Raw genomic sequence first — 4,012 nt, 5'->3', positions numbered from 1 at the left:
GGTACTCCTGGTTCAGGACCAGTTCCAGTGTGCCGAGCTTCCGGGCCCGGCGCAGAGAGGCGAGGGTGACCTTCAGGGCGGTCGGCGACTTGGCGAGCAGGGTCTCCCCGGCTTCCTTCGCGGCGGGGTCGCCGTGCGCGAGCAGCCGACGCACGATCTCTTCGACGGTGTCGGCGGCGTAGCAGGCGTCGATCCAGTCGCGCTGACCGGCCAGGGCGCCCTCCGGAGGTGTCCGCGCGTAGCCGGCCAGGGCCTCCCCCGCGGGCAACTCGGCCAGGGCGTCGAGGAGATCGGGCAGTGAGGCCGTCGGCACGTAGTGGTCGGCGAGCCCGCACAGCACCGCGTCGGCGGCGCCGACCTGAGCTCCCGTCAGGGCCAGGTGGGTACCCAACTCCCCCGGGGCCACGGCGAGCAGGTGGGTGCCGCCCACGTCCGGCACAAAGCCGATGCCGGTCTCCGGCATGGCGAGCCGGGACCGCTCGGTGACGACACGGACGCTGCCGTGCGCCGAGACACCGACACCGCCGCCCATCACGATGCCGTCCATCACGGCGACGTACGGCTTGGGGCAGCGGGCGATGCGGGCGTTGAGGCGGTATTCGTCGCGCCAGAACGCGGCGGAGGCCGTGCCGTCACCGTCCCGGGCGTCGTCGTGGATGGCACGGATGTCACCACCGGCACACAGGCCCCGCTCCCCCGCGCCGGTGATGACGACGCTCTCCACGGCCGGGTCCCGCTCCCAGCCGTCCAGCGCCTCGTCAATGCGGCGGACCATGGTATGGGTGAGCGCGTTGAGGGCCCGAGGCCGGTTGAGCGTGATACGGGCGGCGCGCCCCTGGGTGTGGAAAACGACGGATGCGCGTTCTTCGGGTCGGCTCACCGGAGCTCCTTCGTCAGGCCCGGCAGTGGTTCACGAGTGGGGCGGAGGACCATGAGCGAGTCCTCCAGGGCCGCCACCATGGCGAAGGGGAATCGGTCGAGCTCGAGACAGAGTGCGACGTCGTCGGGGTGGGCTCCTTGACGTACGCCCTCCGTCAGCTCGGCGGCGGCACGCGACTCTCCCGCGCGGCGGAGGAACTCAGCCGCGTCCGTCCGGGCCTCGGTGGCTCTCCGAGCGATGTACTCGGCGCACGCCAGATCCTCGTCGGCCCGCCCGCCCTCGCCCGTGACCACGAACGTGACCCTGCCGTCCGCGCGTGCCCGCAGGAGCCGAGCCGTCGCCTCCGCCACCACGAAGCCGGCGCACAGCACGAGCGACGCCTCCTTGACCGCCAGGGCGCCGACCGTCCCTGCCGTGGTCTTCTGCACGACGGTCCGTCCGGTGAGGTCGAGGGACCGCAGCAGGCCGGGCGAGTTGACCGTGTCGAAACCGGGCGCGGGCGGACCGTCCTTGAGTGCCACCCAGTCCGGGTGGCGAGCCTTGAGGGCCAGGGCTTCGTCCAGCGACTCAGCGAGAACGGTCTTTTCCGCGCCCTGCCCGAAGGCCCAGGCAGCCACCGTGAAGGCACGCATGACGTCGATCACGACGGCCACGGAGGGGGTCTCGGTCAGCTCGGTGATGCCGAGGAAGCGAGCGTCCATCCAGCCATGATCGCGCATGCCCCGGACGACGCACTCAGGCAGTGATGCGCATCACCTCGACCGTCGTCGGTGATCCTTTGCGTCCTCGCCGGTGATCCTTCGGGGTGAGCCGGGCGCCGTTCGGGGGGCGGCGCGTGTGCGCTACATTTTGCCTCTCTTTGACCGCGATCACTCATGATCTCTACGCTTCGGAGTTGGCAATCCCATGAGCGACATCGTCAACGGACTCGGGCGGGCCACTGCATACGGCGGTCTGGGCCTGGTTCTGTTGGTCCTCGGCATCGTCCTGGTCGATGTGCTGACGCCTGGAAAGCTCGGCCGGCAGATCTGGGAACAGCGCAATCGCAATGCCGCCACGGTTCTCAGCTCCGCGCTGCTCGGTATCGGCGGCATCGTGTTCACGTCCATATGGACGACGTACGAGGACTTCGGCAGGGGACTGGTCTCGACGGCGGCGTTCGGGCTGCTGGGCCTGGTGATGATGGCGGTGGCGTTCCTGGTGGTGGACCTGGTCACGCCCGGGCGTCTGGGTACGACGCTGGTCGAGGAGGAGCCTCATCCTGCGGTCTGGGTCACGGCCTCCTGCAACCTCGCGGTGTCCGCCATCATTTCGGCGTCCATCGCCTGACCGGCCGACAGGCTCTGCGCGCACTTTCGGCCACGGTGCAGTCGGCACCTTCGCAGGAAGCAACTCCCGCCGCACAGTGAACGCACAGCCGCGGTCCTTCCTCTTGCACGGCGAAGCCCTCCAACTGACAGGAAGGTGCTGTGCGTTCACGTAGATGTATGCGCTCGCGTCTGTACCCGGCCGGGTCGGTGGTCCTGGCCATGGCCGCCGCAGGATCGGTGCTGGCGGGTCCGGCCGGCTCCGCCTTCGCCGCCGAGGCGGGCGGGCGCGCGGATCTGCGGGCGGATCCCAACCGCCACGGGCGGGTCGATGTCAGCGGTGGCAGCGACAACAACGGCGAGGACAGCTGGTCCGTCGAGCGCGGGGGCCGTGTATCTGCCCAACATCGATGACGACACCAAGCGGTGTCCGGTGAACGGGCCCGGTGGCGCACCGCTGTCCGACGCCAAGTTGGCCGCTTGCAACGACGGCTCGGACACGAAGGTCAACGGCACCGAGGACGCAGCCGATCTCGCCCGCATCCGTTCCGTTCCCCTGCCGGACCTCCCCGCGGACGCCGCAGGCAGCCTGGAGATCGCCACGGGTGGCGTGCACGCGCACCTCTTCCTCGAGCGCGCCGGAAAGTGGATCCTCGTCACGTCCGCGACCAGGTTGACGGCGGCCGAGCTGCGTTCGGGTGTGGAGTTCGACGTCGAGGCCACCGATGTCGTCCGCGACGGCGTGAAATGGGACGGCCGTGCGGTGGTCCGGCTGACGGTGATGTCCGGGCAGAAGTCCACCTCCGACGCGGTGACCTGCGCGTCGCTCCGCTGCTGACGCAGCATCACCTTCAGAACACGCAAAAGGTGATGGTGTCCAAGGTCCAGGGCGAGGGCCCGGACAGCCGCCTTCAGCGGGAGTTCGTCACCGCCCTCGAAAAGAAGGTCAAGAAGGCCGGGATCGCCACGCCGCTGGTCACCTTCGAGAAGTATGCCGACCGTTGGGCCCAGGACTTCGTCGAGCCGGCCAACGTCAGCATGACCGGGCCGGACGGTCAGCGGCAGGTGATGCGCGTGATGCTGCGTTCCGCGCAGCCGGACCGGGACGCGGGCCGGGTTTCGAGAGAGTGCCCGGCCGGGACGTCGGCGTCGTGCAGGTGACCGACCCGGCGGAGCCCGACGACTGCTCGCTGAACTCCATGGGAAACCTGGAGACCAGACCATCCCACCCTATGCGCACGGCGCTCGCTCCTTCCCGGCCGGGCGGATCATCATGGGCGAGCGCAAGGACAGCGGGGCACGTCCGTCGAAGGTGATGCGGACTCTGCTCACATCCCAGTGGCTGCAGGACCCGCTGCTGTTGGACACCTCCTGGCTGAGCGTGGGACACGTCGACGAGTTCGTGCAGTTCCTGCCCGCCGACACCCCGCGCGGCTGGCGCATCGGGGTCGCCGACCGGCAGGCGGGGCTGCGGCTGCTGCGCGACGCCAGGCGCGACGGCCACGGCAACACGAAGATGTTCTCCGTCCCGGGCCGCAGTGACACTCCGGCGCCCAAGGAGACCATCGACAAGGCGCTCGCCTCCCGCCACCTGGTGGCCGACAACGAGATGGAGGCCCGGCGCATCGCGGCCAACCTGGAGATCCTCAAGCGGGAGACCGGGGTCACCGACGACGAGATCGAGCGGGTGCCGGCGCTGTACACCCGGGGCTCGGAGGCTCTGAGCCCCGAGGGGCGCGAGATTCCCGTGCCCCGTCTGACGCGCATGGGCGCCGGCTCCGCCCTCGTGGACGGCCTCGGGGACCACGGCCAGCAGAAGTGGCTC

Annotated in this window: 3 protein-coding genes and 1 pseudogene; 2 read left to right on the top strand and 2 right to left on the bottom strand. The window is 69.9% G+C overall.

The features are described from left to right. Together ABZ281_RS40990 and ABZ281_RS40985 are read right to left on the bottom strand one after the other, a co-directional pair. The coding region (locus tag ABZ281_RS40990; protein ID WP_356663046.1) for an enoyl-CoA hydratase/isomerase family protein at positions 1-880 on the bottom strand (880 nt) is incomplete at its 3' end. Next, entirely contained in the window at positions 877-1,581 is a 705-nt protein-coding gene (locus ABZ281_RS40985; protein ID WP_356663045.1) for a 2-phosphosulfolactate phosphatase, read from the bottom strand. The genes ABZ281_RS40990 and ABZ281_RS40985, both read right to left, overlap by 4 nt. A gap of 205 nt (positions 1,582-1,786) precedes the next feature. On the opposite strand from ABZ281_RS40985, the gene ABZ281_RS40980 reads away from it, so the two are divergent. Beyond that, entirely contained in the window at positions 1,787-2,209 is a 423-nt protein-coding gene (locus tag ABZ281_RS40980; RefSeq protein ID WP_356663044.1) for a DUF350 domain-containing protein, read from the top strand. A 158-nt stretch (positions 2,210-2,367) separates the two neighbouring features. Continuing rightward, a pseudogene (locus ABZ281_RS40975) lies at positions 2,368-4,012 on the top strand (protein-arginine deiminase family protein); the annotation flags it as partial.

The organism is Streptomyces sp. NPDC006265 (assembly GCF_040613555.1).
Taxonomy (GTDB): domain Bacteria; phylum Actinomycetota; class Actinomycetes; order Streptomycetales; family Streptomycetaceae; genus Streptomyces.
Note: the sequence above shows the minus strand (reverse complement) of the source record. Positions and strands in the feature narration are given on the sequence as shown.

Bases quoted from the DNA above. Each gene is read 5' to 3' on its own strand.
- ABZ281_RS40985 (WP_356663045.1), bottom strand. From the start codon at position 1,581: ATGGACGCTCGCTTCCTCGGCATCACCGAGCTGACCGAGACCCCCTCC.
- ABZ281_RS40980 (WP_356663044.1), top strand. From the start codon at position 1,787: ATGAGCGACATCGTCAACGGACTCGGGCGGGCCACTGCATACGGCGGT.